This is a genomic window from Phenylobacterium sp. 58.2.17 (assembly GCF_026411515.1).
Classification (GTDB): domain Bacteria; phylum Pseudomonadota; class Alphaproteobacteria; order Caulobacterales; family Caulobacteraceae; genus Phenylobacterium.
The window spans coordinates 62,115-76,233 of sequence record NZ_JAPMTQ010000008.1 but is presented as its reverse complement, the minus strand read 5'-3'; the positions used below and the strand labels follow the sequence as shown (position 1 = coordinate 76,233).

11 protein-coding genes are annotated in these 14,119 nt (G+C 66.5%); 2 read left to right on the top strand and 9 right to left on the bottom strand.

What is annotated here, in order from left to right:
- Positions 1–59: 59 nt before the first annotated feature.
- The 9 genes from OUA97_RS08170 to OUA97_RS08130 all read right to left on the bottom strand — a co-directional run bounded on the left by OUA97_RS08170 (position 60) and on the right by OUA97_RS08130 (position 10,504).
- Positions 60–2,060 (bottom strand): ATP-binding protein, encoded by a 2,001-nt coding sequence (locus OUA97_RS08170; protein WP_267231353.1) that lies wholly within the window; start codon positions 2,058–2,060, stop codon positions 60–62.
- A gap of 498 nt (positions 2,061–2,558) precedes the next feature.
- On the bottom strand, positions 2,559–2,945 hold the full coding sequence (locus tag OUA97_RS08165) for a copper-binding protein (RefSeq protein WP_267231352.1): 387 nt from the start codon (positions 2,943–2,945) through the stop codon (positions 2,559–2,561).
- Positions 2,942–6,100 carry an efflux RND transporter permease subunit gene (locus OUA97_RS08160; protein ID WP_267231351.1) on the bottom strand — a complete coding sequence of 1,053 codons (3,159 nt, stop codon included), beginning with the start codon at positions 6,098–6,100 and terminating at the stop codon, positions 2,942–2,944. Before OUA97_RS08160 ends, OUA97_RS08165 begins: the two co-directional genes overlap by 4 nt.
- Entirely contained in the window at positions 6,097–7,560 is a 1,464-nt protein-coding gene (locus OUA97_RS08155; RefSeq protein ID WP_267231350.1) for an efflux RND transporter periplasmic adaptor subunit, read from the bottom strand. The genes OUA97_RS08160 and OUA97_RS08155 overlap by 4 nt, the downstream gene beginning before the upstream one ends.
- Positions 7,557–8,780, bottom strand: coding sequence for a TolC family protein (locus OUA97_RS08150; protein ID WP_267231349.1), 1,224 nt, complete (start codon positions 8,778–8,780; stop codon positions 7,557–7,559). The genes OUA97_RS08155 and OUA97_RS08150 overlap by 4 nt, the downstream gene beginning before the upstream one ends.
- 95 nt (positions 8,781–8,875) lie before the next feature.
- Positions 8,876–9,247, bottom strand: a complete 372-nt coding sequence (locus tag OUA97_RS08145; RefSeq protein WP_267231348.1) for a hypothetical protein — start codon at positions 9,245–9,247, stop codon at positions 8,876–8,878.
- Positions 9,248–9,335: 88 nt separating this feature from the next.
- Positions 9,336–9,815: an SRPBCC family protein gene (locus OUA97_RS08140; protein ID WP_267231347.1), complete on the bottom strand. Its 480-nt coding sequence runs from the start codon at positions 9,813–9,815 to the stop codon at positions 9,336–9,338.
- A gap of 134 nt (positions 9,816–9,949) precedes the next feature.
- Positions 9,950–10,138: a DUF2933 domain-containing protein gene (locus OUA97_RS08135; protein WP_267231346.1), complete on the bottom strand. Its 189-nt coding sequence runs from the start codon at positions 10,136–10,138 to the stop codon at positions 9,950–9,952.
- 51 nt (positions 10,139–10,189) lie between these two features.
- The gene (locus tag OUA97_RS08130; RefSeq protein WP_267231345.1) at positions 10,190–10,504 is read right to left on the bottom strand and encodes a hypothetical protein; all 315 of its coding nucleotides are present in this window, start codon (positions 10,502–10,504) and stop codon (positions 10,190–10,192) included.
- Positions 10,505–10,732: 228 nt separating this feature from the next.
- On the opposite strand from OUA97_RS08130, the gene OUA97_RS08125 reads away from it, so the two are divergent.
- Entirely contained in the window at positions 10,733–13,078 is a 2,346-nt protein-coding gene (locus OUA97_RS08125; protein ID WP_267231343.1) for a heavy metal translocating P-type ATPase, read from the top strand.
- Positions 13,079–13,311: 233 nt separating this feature from the next.
- Positions 13,312–13,938, top strand: coding sequence for a tyrosine-type recombinase/integrase (locus tag OUA97_RS08120; protein ID WP_267231342.1), 627 nt, complete (start codon positions 13,312–13,314; stop codon positions 13,936–13,938).
- The last annotated feature ends 181 nt before the right edge of the window (positions 13,939–14,119 follow it).

Here is a 14,119-nt window from a genome sequence, read left to right as displayed (position 1 = left end):
CAAGCCAACGGCAGAAGGTGGCGCACGTCTGGCGGGCGCTGATGCGACACAGATCGCGACTAGATGCCGAGCTTATGGAAGAAGATCTTATTCCGCATCTCGGCGTCTTTGCGGAGTTTGTCCCAGCTCAGCACCTCGATGTAGAGGTTCATGTTGCTGTACCAGCGGTACCATCCGAGGCCGTCCGGCATGGGCGTGAAGTCCTTCACGTCCCGCACCCAGTCGCGAACCTTCGTGGTCAGGTCGCAGATGACGTACCCGTAGAAAGGAGTCGTCTCCGTCACGCTGATGTCGCGACCCTCCGGCGTCTGGAAATCTCCCGAGCGGAAACGTCTCACGTAGCGGACGACCTGCTCCACGGGATCATCATCCGATGAGGGATTGGCGAAATCGTGCCGCAGCGGCCGCTTGAACTCGAAGATGATGATCGGGTTACTGGCCTCGTTCTCGCCCCGGAACGCCACCTTGTGATTGAAGATAGTCACGTCGCCCCGATCAGACTGGGGGCCGTTCATCGGGAGATCAGAGGTCAGGTAGTCCGCGAAATTCAGACGCTCGTCGAGAATCCAAAGATTGTGCTCGTCGTAGTCGAGATCATCGCTGTTCTTCCGGCGAGGTACGATAATATCGTGAACCTCACCTTCGGATCTGTACCTACCGTGCTCGTCGCGCTCGAGAGACTTCCGGAACAGGTCGAGGACACACTTCCTCATCGATACATAGTGCGCCAGGTCATTCTTGCTGGTCTGCGAGATCCGCGCGAGGACCTTGCCGACCTGCTCGCTCAGCGCCGACATGTCCGGCTTGGCCAGGATCGTCGCCACTTCACTGCGCGTCCTTATCTCAACCGCGTGCTTGTGACGCTGGAGGTGAATCTCGATCTCGGTGTCCGAGGGATTCATCGGTAGGCTGGAAAAGTCCGCGTCGGCGGCGACGCTGGCGTGCCAGGGGGCTTCATTGGCGACGTAGGAGTCGATGCGCTTCTGTTTGCGCTCCCTGCGGGTGCTGATGTCCTCGCCCATCGCCTCGCGAGTGATGTCTGCGGCAGCGCTTTCGATCTGAGCCTGCGTCACGCCCAGAAGCAGGTCAGTGTCACGTCCAAAATGGAATGCGCCCCGCTCAAGCGATACGTTCTCATCGAGATACGGGCCATACACGTAGGCCTTGACGATATAGTTCCGGTCACGGCCCTCATCAGCCGGCAGACCGGCGTCGTGAAATTCGTCGGCGAATTCCGGGACGTAAGTCTGGACCGTGATGTCCGTCACTTCGCGCCGGTGGGCGACTAGGCTGATTTTGCTCTTCTGGCTGCGCGGCGAATAGAACTTAAATACCCGGACCAAAAACTCACGAGAGCCGTCGGCGGCTGGCAGTGTGAAGACAGGCGCACCGACCTTCATCTCCGAGATATGGCCGTCTCCGCCGCTCAGGTAGTCGTTGAGAACGACGGCATTGACGCCCCCCACATCCTGCACAACGATGCGAGGGCAGGGTACCGTCGTGTCGACGAGATAGGGCAGGAGCTTCTCAACCAGCGACCGCGCGATGATATCGACCCCTCGGTCCTGCAGCTTGACAGCGCGGATGCCGGAGATCGTGACGGTTGATCCGGTTTGTTTCGCCTGCGAGGCCCCGATGGTCTCGCCAACAATGATGTCGTTCTCGACGCCCATGTCGAAGGTGCGATGGTGCATCGTGTCGCCGTGGCGGAAATCGCTCTCGACATGCAGCCGGTCGAAATACTTGAGGCAGGTGAAGCGGCCGAAACCTTTGCCTCCCTGGGTGAGCTTGTTGGCTGTGTAGAGCTCATCGAAGGCGTCGCGATTGGTCTTGGTGAACCCCACACCGTTGTCGCGGACGGCGAAGCCATCGACAGCGGGAACTAGGTCGAACAGACCGAGATCCTGGGCGCGTAGCACGGTGACATCGATACGGCCGTTCGCCCCTTCACCCGGAGGCATCGCCTGGATGGCGTTGACGATGAGTTCGATGACCGGCGTATAGACTGTGGTGCCGGATCGGATGTTATCGATGACGCGCCGGATATTAATATTGCTCATCGATGAGACGTTCTCTCGCTTTGCATGCATCGGCGCCTCGGTGGGGCGGCTACGCAGCGAATCACCAGCATGACACCCGCCAGAAGCCTTTCGGCATAGCCCGTCAGTATCGGACGCAGGCGAGCCCGATCGGCCCAGACTCTATCTACAACCTGAACCATACCGGCTCGACACGGCAAGCCCGCGTTCAATCCAGTGCAGATGCCGCAATTTGGCCTGACCTATGAGACTACCCGGGTGCGCTACCAGGGGACGGTCGAATGTCCGATTTGCGGCCTGACGCCAAAGTCAGCTTGTGGCGCCAGGCGGTCATTCCACCGATGACTTAGCCGCGAGCGGAGGCACCGATTTCTCGGATGTGCCGGGGAGGGGGCACCCGCGAAAGGCCAGCGAGGGCTAGGGTCTTAAGGCTGGGCGCCATTTGCGCGATGAAGACGCCCCACCCGGAGTGGATCGTCCTCTATGGGAATCCCGCTCCTTCATGGGCGCTGGATCACGTCATTGCTTTTGGATCGCGGTCACCTCGGCCGCGCCGCCCTGAAGTTGCAGTTCAAAGGCCACTTTGTCGCCAGGCGTCACGGACTTGGCCAACTCGGGCGTCGCCCTGAAGGCCATGGTCATGGCCGGCCAGTTCGCCTCGGGAATCGGGGCGTGGTCGATGGTGATGGTGCCGGCGGTGGTATCGACGGCGGTCACCGTGCCCGTGCCCTTGGCCGACTTGGCGTCCGCAGCCATGTCCATCTTGGACATGTCGCCGCTGGCGCTCGTCGTGACGCCGGCGGCGGGCGCGGCGGCCTCGGCGGGTAGTGTCTCCGGCTTCTTGCTGCAGGCGGCGAGGCCGGCAGCCAGACCGAGGGCGGTGAAGGTCAAGGCGAGGCGTTTCATGGATATTCTCCCTGGGCAGACGTTGTTGAACGTGTGGAAGCTGGCCACCGCTGCCTGAGCAGCAGATAGCCGGCGGGGATAACGAGCATCGAGAGCAGCGGGGCGGTCAGCATGCCGCCGATCATTGGAGCGGCGATGCGGCCCATGACTTCTGAACCCGCGCCGTGACCGATCAGGATTGGCGTGAGGCCGGCCAGGATCACGGCGACGGTCATGGCCTTGGGCCGGACGCGCAGCAGGGCACCCTCGTGCACGGCGGCGGCCACCTCCTCGGGGCTTGGGTTTGGTCCGCGTTCGGCCAGGGCCTGCTTCAGGTAGATCAGCATGACGACACCGAACTCGGCGGAGACGCCGGCCAGGGCGATGAAGCCGACACCAGTGGCGACCGACTGGTGGTAGCCCAAGAGGTAGAGCGCCCAGACACCGCCGGTGAGCGCGAACGGCAGCGTCCCCATAATGAGGGCCGCCTCATCGAAGCGCCCGAACGTCAGGTAGAGCAGGACGAAGATGATGCCGAGCGTCGCCGGCACGACCAGCTCGAGCCGCTTGGCCGCCCGCTCCAGGTACTCGAATTGACCTGAGTAGGCGACCGACACGCCGGGCGGCAGCATAACCTCCTTTGCGACCGCGCGGCGCAGGTCGGTCACCACTGAGTTCAAGTCACGGCCCCGCACGTCCACATAGACCCAGGTTGAGGGGCGAGCGTTCTCGGTCTTCAGCATCGGGGGGCCATCAGCGACCTCAACGCGCGCCACCGTTCCGAGGGTAATCTGCTGGCCAGTGGGCGTCAGGATGGGCAGAGACCGCAGGCCCTCCAGGCTGTCGCGCAGCTCGCGCGGGTAGCGCACGCTGATCGGGTAGCGGGCGACGCCCTCCACCGTCTCACCAATGGTCTGGCCGCCGATGGCGCCGGCGACAATGCCCTGCACGTCGACGATGTTGAGGCCGAAGCGAGCTGCTGCTGCGCGGTCGATATCCACGTCCACATAGCGCCCGCCCGTCAGCCGCTCGGCCAGCGCAGAGGAAACGCCCAACGTGCGCCTAGCCACGACCTCCACCTGGGCGGCCACGCGGTCGAGCTGGGCCAGGTCGGAGCCTGACACCTTCACGCCGATGGGGCTCTTGATGCCGGTCGCCAGCATGTCGATACGGTTGCGGATCGGCGGAACCCAGACGTTGGCGAGGCCGGGGACCTTCACCGTCCGGTCCAGTTCCTCCACCAGCTTCTCGGGCGTCATCCCGGGCCGCCACTGGTTGCGCGGCTTGAACTGGATGGTCGTCTCGAACATCTCCAGCGGGGCCGGGTCGGTCGCCGTCTCGGCGCGTCCCGCCTTGCCGAACACGCTCTTCACCTCCGGCACGGTGCGGATCAGGCGGTCTGTCTGCTGCAACAGCTCCGAGGCCTTGGCCGCCGACAGCCCCGGCAGGGCCGAGGGCATGTAGAGCAGGTCACCCTCGTCCATCGGTGGGATAAACTCGCCCCCGATGCGGCTGAGCGGCCAGGCGGTGGTGGCGAAGGCCAGCACGGCGACCACCAGCACGGTCCGCGGGCGTCGCAGCGCCCAGCCGATGGCCGGCTCGTAGGCGCGCGTCAGCCACCGGTTCACCGGGTTGGCGTCCTCGGCGGGGATGCGTCCGCCGATCAGGTAGCCCATCAGCACCGGCACGAGGGTCACCGACAGGATCGCCGCGCCGGCCATGGCGTAGCTCTTGGTGAAGGCCAGCGGGGAGAAGAGCCGCCCCTCCTGAGCCTGGAGCGCGAACACAGGAACGAACGACAAGGTGATGATGACCAGACTGAAGAAGAGCGCCGGCCCGACTTCAGCGGCGGCCTCGGTGACGATCCGCCAACGCGTGTCACTGGTCAGCGTCTCGTCCGGATGCTCGTGGCCCCAACGCTCCAGCCGCTTGTGGGCGTTCTCGATCATGACCACCGCCGCATCGACCATGGCGCCAATGGCGATGGCGATTCCGCCCAGGGACATGATGTTGGCGTTCACGCCTTGAAGCCGCATGACAATGAAGGCGAACAGCACGCCGAGCGGCAGGGTGACGATGGCGACCAGCGCCGAGCGCGCGTGCCAGAGGAAGAGGCCACAGACCAGCGCCACGACCACGAACTCCTCGATGAGCTTGCTCGTGAGGTTCGAGATCGCCCGGTCGATGAGTTGCGAGCGGTCATAGGTGGTGACCACCTCGACGCCGGGCGGCAGGCTCCGCTTCAGCTCGGCCAGCTTGTCCTTCACGGCGCCGATGGTTTCGCGGGCGTTTTTGCCGGAGCGCATGACCACGACCCCGCCGGCCACCTCGCCCTGGCCGTCCAGCTCAGCCACGCCGCGGCGCATCTCCGGCCCGAGCTGAACGGTCGCAACGTCACCCAGGCGCACGGGGACGCCACCCGGAGCGGTGCGGAGGGAGATGGCGCGGAAGTCGTCCAGGGTCTTCAGATAGCCGGAGGCGCGCACCATGTACTCGGCCTCGCCCAGCTCCAGCACCGAACCACCGGCTTCCTGATTGGCGCGCTGGATCGCATCGACCACCTGCTGGTGGGTGACGCCAAAGGCAGCCAGGCGGGCCGGATCGAGCACCACCTGATACTGCCGGACCATACCGCCGATGCTTGCGACCTCCGCCACGCCAGGCAGGCTCTTGAGCTCGTAGCGCAGGAACCAGTCCTGGAGGCTGCGGAGTTGGGCGAGGTCGTGGCCCCCGCTGCGGTCAACCAGCGCGTACTCGTAGATCCAGCCGACCCCCGTGGCGTCCGGCCCCAGCGCCGCCTTCGCGCCGGGTGGGAGCCGCCCCTGCACCTGGTTCAGGTATTCGAGCACGCGCGAGCGCGCCCAATAGAGGTCGGTCCCGTCCTCGAACAGCACGTAGACGAAGCTGTCGCCGAAGAAGGAGTAACCGCGGACCGTCTTCGCCCCCGGCACAGAGAGCATGGTGGTGGTCAGAGGATAGGTGACCTGGTTCTCCACGATCAGCGGCGCTTGGCCCGGATAGCTGGTGCGGATGACCACCTGCACGTCGGACAGGTCCGGCAGCGCGTCCACTGGCGTGGCGCGGACGGCGAGGACGCCCGCGATCAGCAAGGCCAGGGCGCCCAGCAGCACGAAGAAGCGGCCTCTAACCGAGGCCCGGATCAGTGCGGCGATCATTGAACCGGCGCCTTCTGGAGCCGGCGCACTGTCGGCCCGGCCCGTTCCTGCGCGAATGCGAAGGTCACGCGATCACCGGTCTTGAAGCCGCGGGCCAGCGTCGGATCGGCGAGCCGGAACTGCATGGTCATCGCAGGCCACTGCAAGGCGGGGATCGGGCCGTGTGACAGCGTGATCCAGTCGCCTTTGACCTCCTCGATGCGGCCCATACCCTCGACCAGGGTTGGCGTGGCGTCGGGTGCAGAGCCTGTGGTGACCGGGCGCGCTTCGACGCCCGACAAGTTTGCTTCGCTGTCGATCAGGAATTGACCGGAAGCCACGACCTGCTCGCCCTCTGAGAGGCCGGCCAGGATCTCCGTTTTGCCACCCGCCTCGCGACCCGTGCGGACCTCGGCGGGCCGGAACTGCCCATCCGGCGCGCCCAGCATCACCAGGGTTCGCCGCCCGGTGCGGATCACCGCCTCCGAGGGCACCAGCAGGGCCGGCGCCGGCGCGCCCGCGAACTGCACGGTGGCGAACATGCCTGGCCGCAGCCGCCCGGCAGGGTTCGGCATCTCGATGCGAACGGTAAGCGTGCGGCTCTCCGCCTGCGCCTCAGGCAGGATCGCCGTGACGCGTCCGTTGAAGGCCTCGCCAGGGAACGCGGTCAGCGTCGCCGTCGCGGCTTGTCCGAGCCGGACCTGCCCGGCCATGGCTTCGGGCACGGCGGCGTTCAGCCAGACCCGAGAGACGCCGTTGAGCTCGGCGAGGGTCTGGCCGGCGGCGACGGTCATGCCTGTCCGGACGCCGAGAGATTTGATCGCGCCGCCGACCGGCGTGGTCACGGTGGTCACGTTGCGGACGCGGCCCGACAGGTCCACGTTGGCGATCAGCGACGGCGGCATGCCGAGGAGTTGCAGGCGCTGGCGGGCTGCACGGATCAGCGCTTCGTCGCCGGTGCGGCGGACGGCCAGGTACTCGCCCTGTGCACCGGCCCACTCCGGTACGAGGAGGTCGGCCAGCGGGGCGCCGGCCCTGACCACATCGCCAGGCGCGTGGCCATAGGTGCGTTGCACAAAGCCGGAGGCCTTCGCCTGCACGACCGCCAAGTCCCGCTCATTGAACTCGATGACGCCCGTGGTCGAGAGCGCGCTCGGCAGTTCCCCGCGTACCGCCTTTGCGAGGCGCACGCCCAGGTTCTGGGTCTTGGCGGCGTCGATGCGGACGCCGGGCGTCTCGCCGGCCCCGGCCTCGTCCGCGTATTTGGGCACGAGCTGCATGTCCATGTACGGGGACCTGCCCGGCTCGGTGAAGTGCTGACCCGGGACCATGGGGTCGTACCAGTAGAGGACCTTGCGGCTCTCTTCGGCTTGGGTCGGCACCGGTCCTGCGGGCCTTGACTGCCGCCCAGCCAGGAACCCGGCGCCTCCCGCGATCAGGACGCCGGTGATGGCCAGGGTGATGAGCTGCACGCGGGTCATTGGGCGCTCCCGTAGGTGAGCTGGATTCGTGCGCCGTCACGGACGACGATGGCCTCCCGCTCCAGCGCGGTCAGCTTCGCGTCAGCGAGGCCGTTCATGGCCTCAACCACGTCGGGAAGAGCCGCCCGACCGGCGCCGTAGCTCTCGACCTCCAGGTGGGATGTCTGCTCGGCGGTGGGGACCAGCACGTCCACGGAGCGGCGCCACTGCTCGTGGTGCATTTCATGGTCGGCGAGGTCCGCCTCCAGGGCCGCGTACAGGCTGCGGCGCAGGTCCTCGGCCTGGGCGCGCGCCCTGCCGGCTTCCGCCACCCGTGCAGCTATGGCCGGTTCCTGGCGGCTCCCCGAGAAGATGGGCAGCGTCATGGTCATACCGGCTGACACCATGTCGCCGAACATCGGATCGCGCCGGCCATAGGAGACCTCAAAACCCCAGTCGGGCCGCTTGGCGGCTCGGGCGCCGTCCACCTCGGCGATGGCCTTGTGGTTGGCCGCCAATGCGGCGGCGATGGTCGGATGGGCGGCAAGGCCGGCGCGCAGGGCGGCTTCGTCAATATCGACGCGCGGAGCCGGGCCGGCTGTCGACGGCGCGGGGTCACCGGTCCATCGCGTCAGCTCGGCCCGGGCGCGGGCCACCTGGGCGACCAGCTCGGCCCGCCGGTCGGCGAACTCCGCCCCAAGGCGGGCAGGCGAGAGGCCGGCGGCGGGCCGCGCCGCTCCCGAGGCCACCGCAGCGGGCTGACCTCGCCACAGGCCCTCCAGGCCTTTCGTCAGTTGGTCCAGGGACGCCAGGCGATGCTCGGCGAAGGACAGGTCAATCCAGGCTAGCGCCGCCGCCACACGCGCCTTGCGGGCCTCTAGCGCCGCGCCGGCAGCTGCCGTCTCACTGTCGGCGCGAGCAACTGCGACCTGAGCCCGGCGCCGCGCGGCGTTCGGCACGTCTTGCTGCACGCCGATCTGGGCCATGGTCATTTCGTCGTCCCCGAAGCGGCCCGCGTCGGGGCCGCTCACTGGGTAGTTGTCCACCCCGAGGGCGAGCTTCGGGTCTGGTAGCTTTCCCGCGGCCCGCTCGGCGGCGCGGGCGGCGGTCACCTCAAGGGCGCTGGCCTCGACGCTCGGCGCGCTCTCAGTGGCCCGGCGCAACGCCTCGGCATAGGTCAGCGGTTCGGCGCTGGCGCTCGTGGCGATGAGCGCCACGGGCAAGACGTGCAGCAGTTTCATGATGAATAGCCTGATACGTTTCCACGACCGCGCGCGGAGCACGGCGCTCGCACGCCGCCCATGGCGACGCGCCCTCGACCGCCAGAGCGGTCGGATCAGGCGATGGTTCTAGGCGGTCGTTCGAGACCCGGCGGAGCGTAGGCGCGGACAGCCTTGGCGGGGACGGCCTCGTGGGGCGCGCGGCCTTGGGGCGCAAAGACGAAGAACTGCGATTCCGCAGGGACGGCGACCACCGCCGCGCCCATCACCGCACAAGCGGCGGCGCAGGACTTGGCGTCGTGTTTGGTCGGCGAGGGCCCCGGCTTGGCGTCGTCGGGGCAACAGTGATGGTCGCCGGACAAGTCAACGCCAGTCATCTGCATCATCATCGGCTCGCTGGCGTCCACGCACTCCCGCGCTGCCGCGGAAGCCGCGATCGGCGAGAGAAGCAGCCCCATGAGGGCGAAGATGGCGAGCAGGAGCCGCATCAACCGTTACTATATTGGTCCCTTGGATGGGCGTCACATGAATTCCAGGTCACGGCGCGGCCTGCGCCGGGAAAGTCAGGCTCCGCGCTCATCTTGTCAGCGCGCCGCGCGCGTCCGCCATCATTCGATCCACGCACCAGCGGGCGTAGAGCTTAGCCATAGGGGCAACGGCAAGTCCGACGAATGGATTTCGGGGGAGGTCGTAGTCGATCCAGACCGTGAGGTCTGATCCGGGGCCGGCGGGCTCCACGTCGAACCCCATCCGGTAGCCGGACAGCACGAGCAGGCGGACGTCGCCAGTGGTGGCCCAAGCCTTGCGCCTGGGAGGCTCGCGCACCGTGACAACCTCATCCATGAAGAGGCGAACGCCGAAGGCGTCGCCGCCCATCCGGATGTGCGAACCAACGGCTCGTCCGGCCAGGGCGTCAAACTCGTAGATCATTCGGCCGCCGCCCATCATGGCGGAGTTCCTCGTCATGTGGGCGGCGAGCTTTTCCTGATCGTCCAGGCGATTGAAGATTTCCCGCGGGGCCGCGGCGATCCTGGCGGTGGCGCTGTACGTTGGCACCGCGCGAGGACCGTCAGGCGCCGCAGCAGCCGGGCGCAGCCTTCGTAGGCCTGTCAGCAGCGCCGGTGCATTGGGGACCTAAGCGGGCCCGCGTCTCGCGGGCGTCGCCAGCGGGCTTGGCGGTGGCCATCCCCTCAGTTGGCGCCTGATCCAGGCTCAGTTGAGCTGGCGCCCCGACCATGATCGCGGCCTCCGTGTCCGTGGAAAAGGTGCAGCAGTGGGCAGGCCAGGAACAGCAAGTACGGCGCATATCCGAGCACGTGCCCCCAGTGCTCGCGCAACAGCCAAAAGGCCGCCGCCGACAGGATGGCGGTCAGGAGCATCAGAATAAAACTACGCGTCCGCATCGCCACCGCACGACCCTCCGCGTTTCGCTACTTCTTGGGCGCAGCCATCACAGCCGCGCACTTGTCGTGCATGGCCTTCATTTCGGCCTCGGTCGGCTTCTTCATCGCCGGCGCATGCCCCAGCTTGTCCGCCGGGTGGTCGTGCTTGGGCGTCCCTTGCATCTTCCCGCCCATCATCATCGAGCAGTGCTTGTGCAGTTCCTCAGGCGTCATCTTGGACATGTCCGCCATGGTGGTGGGCGTTGCAGCTTCAGGATGGTGCGCTTTATGCTCGTCCTGCGCGAGGGCAGGCGCGCTGGCGAGGGCAAGTGCAGCGAGGGCGGTAAGGATAGCGGTTCGCATGTGACAGCTCCTTGGCTGAGAAAGCTCGGAACCTAGCAGGGGCCACTCTGCAGCTGTTTTGCGTCTGATCGCTTTGACAAAGATCAACCACGGAGCACGCGTGGAGCGCCTAGGAGCAAGGACGATGCGGCTCAGTCGATTGGGGAGCGCCGGCTTTCAATCGCGTTTCATGAGCTCCTACATATACCCTCCCCCCTCAGGGGATATCTGCGCGGCCCTGGAGACTCCATGAGCGACCATTCGCACCCTGCTCACGATCATGATGAGAGCAACGGTGTCGGCGCCAAAACCGTCATCGACCCCGTATGCGGGATGAAGGTCGATCCCCACGCAACCGCGCACCATGCGCAGCACGCTGGCGAGACGTTTCACTTCTGCTCGGCAGGCTGCCGAACGAAGTTCGTCGCCGCGCCGGCCAAGTACGTGGGGAAGGCAGAGGCTGTTTCCCCTTCGCCGCCCGCTGGCACGATCTACACCTGCCCGATGCATCCGCAGATCCGGCAGCTAGGCCCAGGAAACTGTCCGATCTGCGGAATGGCGCTTGAGCCGGAGTTGGTGACCGCGGACAGCGGCCCCAATCCCGAGCTGGCCGACATGACGCGCCGCTTCTTGGTCGGGTTGGCGCTCGCGGTTCCGGTGTTCGCCCTTGAGATGGGGGGCCACCTAATCGACCTGCATCGTTGGATAGCGCCGCAACTATCCAACTGGGCGCAATTGGCCATCGCCACACCGGTGGTGCTTTGGTCAGGCTGGCCGTTTTTCGTCCGTGGCTGGGCTTCGTTGAAGAACCGCAGCCTCAACATGTTCACCCTCATCGCCATGGGCGTTGGGGTGGCTTGGCTTTACAGCGTCGTCGCGACGGTCGCGCCCCAGGTCTTCCCCACCGCCTTCCGACGTATGGACGGCTCGGTTCCGATCTATTTCGAAGCCGCGGCGGTGATCACCGTGCTGGTGCTCCTGGGCCAGGTCCTTGAACTGCGCGCCCGAGAACAGACCTCAGGCGCGATCAAGGCGCTCCTGGACCTCGCGCCAAAGACCGCGCGCCGGGTGCGGGAAGATGGCTCGGACGAGGAGGTCACGCTCGAACTGGTCAAAGTAGACGACCGACTGCGGGTGCGCCCCGGCGAAAAGGTCCCGGTCGACGGCGAGGTCGTCGATGGCCGGGTCTCCATCGACGAGTCCATGGTGACAGGCGAGTCCATGCCCGTGACCAAGACCGCCGGCGACAAGGTGATCGGCGGGTCGATAAACAAGACCGGCTCCTTCGTGATGCGCGCCGACAAGATCGGCGCCGACACCCTCTTGTCGCAGATCGTGCAGATGGTGGCGCAGGCCCAGCGGAGCCGCGCTCCGATCCAGCGCATGGCTGACCAGGTGTCCGGATGGTTCGTGCCCGCCGTCATCGCCGTCGCCGTCGCGGCCTTCGCCGGCTGGGCGCTGTTCGGGCCCGAGCCGCGCTTTGCGTTCGCGCTGGTGGCGGCGGTCTCGGTGCTGATCATCGCTTGTCCCTGCGCCCTTGGACTGGCCACGCCGCTCTCGATCATGGTCGGGGTTGGCCGCGGCGCACAGGCAGGCGTGCTGATCAAGAACGCGGAGGCGCTCGAGCGCTTCGAGAAGATCGACACGCTGGTCGTCGATAAGACCGGCACGCTCACAGAAGGCCGTCCTGCGGTGACTTCGGTCCGCAGTATGCGGGGTTTCTCTGAAGACGAAGTCCTGCGCCTGGCGGCGAGCCTCGAACGCGGCAGCGAGCATCCGCTGGCTGACGCCATCGTGCGGGCGGCGACCGAGCGGAGCCTTACCCTTTCAGAGCCAGCCGAGTTCGACTCTCCGGTCGGCAAGGGCGTGCTGGGACTCGTCGAAGGTCGTAGGCTGGCCCTTGGCTCTGGCAAGTTCATGGCCGAGCAGGGCGTGGAGGTGACCGCCCTGGACGCTGAAGCCGACGCGTTGCGCGCCGACGGCGCCACCGCCATCTTCATGGGTGTTGATGGTCAAGTGGCGGCGGTGTTCGCCATCGCCGATCCGATCAAGGCCACGACGCCCGCCGCGGTCGCCGCCCTGAAATCTGAGGGCGTGCGTCTGGTGATGATGACGGGCGACAATCGCACCACCGCTGAGGCCGTGGCGCGCAAGCTCGGTATCGATGAAGTCGCCGCCGAGGTCTTGCCGCAGGACAAGGCGAGCGTCGTCGAGCGCTTTCGCTCGGAAGGGCGGAAGGTCGCCATGGCGGGAGACGGCGTGAACGACGCGCCGGCGCTGGCCGCCGCCGAGGTCGGCGTCGCCATGGGCGCGGGGGCCGACGTAGCCATCGAGAGCGCCGGCGTCACGCTGCTCAAGGGCGACCTGCAGGGATTGGTCAAGGCGCGGCGACTGTCGCGCGCGGTGATGCGCAACATCCGCCAGAACCTCTTCTTCGCCTTCGCATACAACGTGGCGGGCGTACCGATTGCGGCGGGCCTGCTCTATCCGGTCACCGGCTGGCTGCTCTCTCCGGCCATCGCCGCCGGCGCCATGGCCCTCTCCAGCGTCAGCGTCGTCGGCAACGCCCTGAGGCTCCGGGCTGTGCGGCTTTAGTTGATTGGCCGCCAGAGCGCAGCCACGTCTGTATCATTGGGAGTTAGGCACCCCTGCGCCGAGCGCTGACAGTTTCAGGCTGACGGGCTGAACGGCCCAACCATCGCGCCGCGTGCCCCAGATGTGCCCCGTGGTCACGGGTTGGTTCTTGGTGCCAGCGCTACTTTGCGGACAAGCGCGGCCGCTGTCGTCCGCCGGTCTGATGTGGGGGCTGCCACATAGGGGAGGTGGCCATGAGCCAGCCCGATCTATTCCGCACTCCAAGCAAGCCCTGGAACGCCGGCCGTCTGATCGGCCCCAAGGCGCCGCTAAAGCCCAAACACGTCTGGGCGATCCGCCAGGAGTTGAAAGGGGGCCAGTATTGTCGCGATCTGGCGCTCTTCAATTGCGCGATCGATTCAAAGCTTAGGGGCTGTGACCTTGTCCGCCTCAGAGTCAGCGACGTGGCGCCAGGCGGCGTGCTTCGCGCCCGCTCGACGGTCATCCAGCAGAAGACCGGCCGGCCGGTTCCATTCGAGATCACCGAGCCGACCCGAAGCTCGATCGCGGACTGGCTGAAGGTCCGCGGTGCACGGCGAGACGATTGGCTGTTTCCCAGCCGCAACCGTCCCGGCCGTCATGTGACGACGCGCCAATACGCGCGGCTGGTCGACAGGTGGGTTCGGCTGATCGAGCTGGAGGCGGAGGCATACGGCACGCACAGCCTGCGTCGCACGAAGGTGGCGCTGCTTTACAAGAAGACGGGAAATCTCAGGGCCTGCCAGCTGCTTCTGGGCCATCGTAAGCTCGAGAGCACGGTCAGATATCTGGGCATTGAGGTCGACGACGCCCTGTCGATCTCCGAGCAGGTCGAGCTCTGAGCGACTTGGCGGGTACGCTCAGCGGACCTGCCATTTGTCAGAGGAGGGTCGGATCCGGTCGAACGCCACATTCCTGCTAGCGGACCTTCAAAGGAGACCGCTTTCCGCCCCGCCGCCAATGTCCGTGTGTGGACGCCCCTTTGGATGCAAGAGGTTTTCCGATGGTAGGGCACGCAGGTTC